Here is a 3,302-nt window from a genome sequence, read left to right as displayed (position 1 = left end):
ACCGCTGAAAAGCGGGCAGCCGTGGCTAAACCCGCGCCTGCGAAAAAAGCACCCAAGGTAGCGGCAGCCCCCGTCGTTCAGAAAAAGAAACAGCCAAAGCGCCGTCCGACAACCGTTCTGGATTTGCCGTTACCCGGTACGAACGGTCGCATACGGGATGGCGGATTGCCGGGCCTTGGCGTTCCACCCGACATGCCACCGGCTATCAATCCAAAGGTCATCAACATCACCAATGGTGTTACCGAGGTTCTCACGGTATCCAAGCTGATGCCGAACCGTATCGCAACACCGTATAAGAAACCCCAAGTCATCGATGCCAGTGGCGCCGATATTCAGACCATTGGTTCCAACGTCTATATCCTACCCAAGGATGACAAGCCATTCGGGATCTTTATCACTGACGAGGAAAATGACCTGCCGGTGGCCTCTTTGACCTTGATTCCGAAAGGCACGCCTTCGCAGAACATTCTTCTTCAAATTGATCGGCGGGTTACCAACTATTCTGCGCCAGAAGACAAGAAAATGCCCACCCCGGAGGAGTACACCCGGAAGCTGGTATTCATTCTGCGGAAAGCCATGACGGGGCATATACCCGAAGGGTTTGTGGTTGCTAGCATCAATGTCGGGCAAATCCGCATCGGACCAGTTATCGGAATGCCGGATAAACGCTGGTCAAGCTCCAAGCTGGACATCTACCGGTATAAGCTAACCAACAACGGTGAAGAAACTGTCGAGTTGACCGAGCCTTCTTTTTACGAATCCGGTGTCAAGGCCGTATCATTCGGTGCCAATGGTACCCGCCTTAACCCAGGCGAATATACCTATGCATACATCGTCAGCGGCAACACGGCATCTTCCGTGTTCCAAAAAAATTCACCCGTTCTTGAAATCGCCAGATAAAGGGTAAGGTCATGGTCAACTTCAAACAACGCTGGGAGTCTCTGGATCCGGGACGAAAAAAGAAATATATGATGCTTTTTGCGGTAATCATATTGTTTATGTTTGCCTTACTTAGCACCAAACTTACGGGCAAGAAAGATACCCGCCAACAAATGGACGACTCTGTGGAAGTTGACGTGATGGTTCCCAACCGTCGTGATGCCACTCTTGAGGAATTGAGCGCCCAGCAAATGGCGTCAACCCGAAAGTTGAGGCGTCTTGAAGACCAAATACAAACCACGCAGAAGCTCTTTGAAACAAAGATACAAGAATTGATCTCCCAGATGAACGTCAGCCAGGACTTAGATCAAACCAGGGAAGTCAAAAATGACATTGATTATTTGACCAACCGACTGAAGCGTATTGAGTCTCAATTGGCACAGCAGACAAATGTCGCTGCGAAAAATTCGGGTGGTACAATACCGCGGCCTCAAAAAATCGACATTCCTTCATTGACGCCGACCGGTCAACCCAGTGGCGCCGATAACCAGGTTGAAATACCTGGCATGGCCTCCGAAACAGGTAGCGCCAATGCATCAACGCCTGGGCAAGGTGGGTTCACCAATGAGCCTCCGGCTTTTCCTGGAAGCACCGACCAAGAAATTCCTCCACCAGAAACCCGGTTTCCGCTCCGAGTAGTATCCGGTGGAAGCCGCTTTACAGCAAATGGGAATGAGGAGCCTGGCGCTGAAAACACCGACCAAGCCTACAGTAGTCTTCCCGGTGCCGGTTTGCCGCCACGAGGTGTTTCGCAAGCAGGAGATAACTACGGCGGCGGCATCACCGACCGCGCGGCAAAAGATCTGGCGAAAGAGATAAAACGGCCAAAGGATGTTTACTTGCCCTCGGGCTCCATGTTCAGTGGAATTCTTCTGAACGGGCTGGATGCGGTAACATCAAATGCCAATCGCCGAAACCCCACGCCGGTATCCATTCGGGTAAAGCGTGACGCCATATTGCCAAATTATTATTCTTTGCAGATCAGGGAATGTTTCGTCACAGCGGGTGGATATGGTGATATGTCCATCGAGCGCGCCATCATGCGCACCGAACGCATAAGCTGCGTACGGGATGATGGCGGCGTGATTGATGCCCCACTTGATGGGTATATCGTTGGCGAAGATGGCAAGGTTGGTTTGCGCGGACGCCTCATCATGCGTCAAGGTTCTCTCCTTACCCGATCCGCTATTGCTGGTCTGTTGTCTGGTTTTTCAAAAGCACTGGAACCCCAAGGTGTCACTGGTATTACCATTGGTGTTCCAGGTGCCAGCGGGAACGCCACCCCGGCCACGAAATACAGCACACCTGATGTGATGCAGGCTGGTGTACTGGGCGGTGTGAGCAGCGCTTCCGAAAAAGTCGCGGAGTTTTATCTTGACCTGGTTGACCAGATAAAGCCAACAATCGAGGTCGACGCGGGTCGCAAGGCCACAATCATTGTTGTCAAGGGTACGACCCTGAAACTCGGCTAACTTTTAACTTCCATAGATACCAGAAAACAGAGAGCGTTAATAATGTTCACTAGAAAAATAGTCTCACATTCCATATTGTTGGCTCTATTCGGGATGCTCAGTGGTTGTAGTGGACTTGGCGGTAAGGATAAGTTTTCCTGCCCCGGTATGCCTGACGGTATTACCTGCGCCGACCCTATAACGATATATGACCATAGTGATGACATCAATGATCTCAATAAATTGCGCAGTGCCAACCAGCAAGACAAAGACGAAGCGGAATCATCAAGCACGTACTATGACCCACTGAATGATGAAGACGATTACAGGGCAATGGCTTCTTCGCGGCCTTCCGAGGCTCGAGGAAACAACGGCACGGAGGTGCCCCGAAACGCCGGAAAATTCACAGAGGATGAAGGCCAACCCGGCACCTTGGTTAAGGTGACATCTGTAAGGCGTGGCAAAAAGTCCAGTGCGGTCTACCAATCGTATATTAACCAGAAACAGCTTATCGTTTCGCCTTCCTCCCCCATGCCTGTTCTGCAGCCAGCCGAAGTCGCCCGGATATGGGTGGCGCCTTGGACCGACCAGAATCAGGACCTGCATTGGGCAGGTTATGTCTTCACGGAAATTACCCCACGTCGTTGGTCTTTTGGTGAAAGTGCGGTTGGGGCGATTCAACCAACATTACCCGTGCTGATTGATAACGGTCACCACAAACGCTTCAATCGGCGGGCGCGCGCGGGACGCAGGTATCAGCCTGGTCACATGCGACAAGCAAATTCTGCTACACATACCTATCCAACAACAAAGAACAATTACCAGGGAAGAGAGGCCTCTCTACCAGCTTCAAAAAGAACGAATATGACACAACCGCTGCCAGCCATGGAGAGCGAAGCGAAGGCTGGTAGA

The 3,302-nt window shown here is 51.5% G+C and carries 3 protein-coding genes; all 3 read left to right on the top strand.

The genetic code is table 11. The features are described from left to right. On the top strand, positions 1-900 hold a 900-nt coding region (locus tag ACOCD2_RS14860; RefSeq protein WP_293715170.1), incomplete at its 5' end, for a TraK domain-containing protein. Between the two features lie 11 nt (positions 901-911). Further along, complete coding sequence (locus ACOCD2_RS14855; protein ID WP_293652938.1) at positions 912-2,411, top strand: TrbI/VirB10 family protein; 1,500 nt, start codon at positions 912-914, stop codon at positions 2,409-2,411. 42 nt (positions 2,412-2,453) lie between these two features. Next, on the top strand, positions 2,454-3,302 hold an 849-nt coding region (locus ACOCD2_RS14850), incomplete at its 3' end, for a TraV family lipoprotein (RefSeq protein WP_293688937.1).

It is taken from the genome of Thiolapillus sp., from assembly GCF_048562965.1.
Classification (GTDB): domain Bacteria; phylum Pseudomonadota; class Gammaproteobacteria; order Chromatiales; family Chromatiaceae; genus Thiolapillus; species Thiolapillus brandeum_A.
The sequence above is the reverse complement of the archived record's forward strand: the minus strand, read 5'-3'. Positions and strand labels throughout refer to the sequence as shown.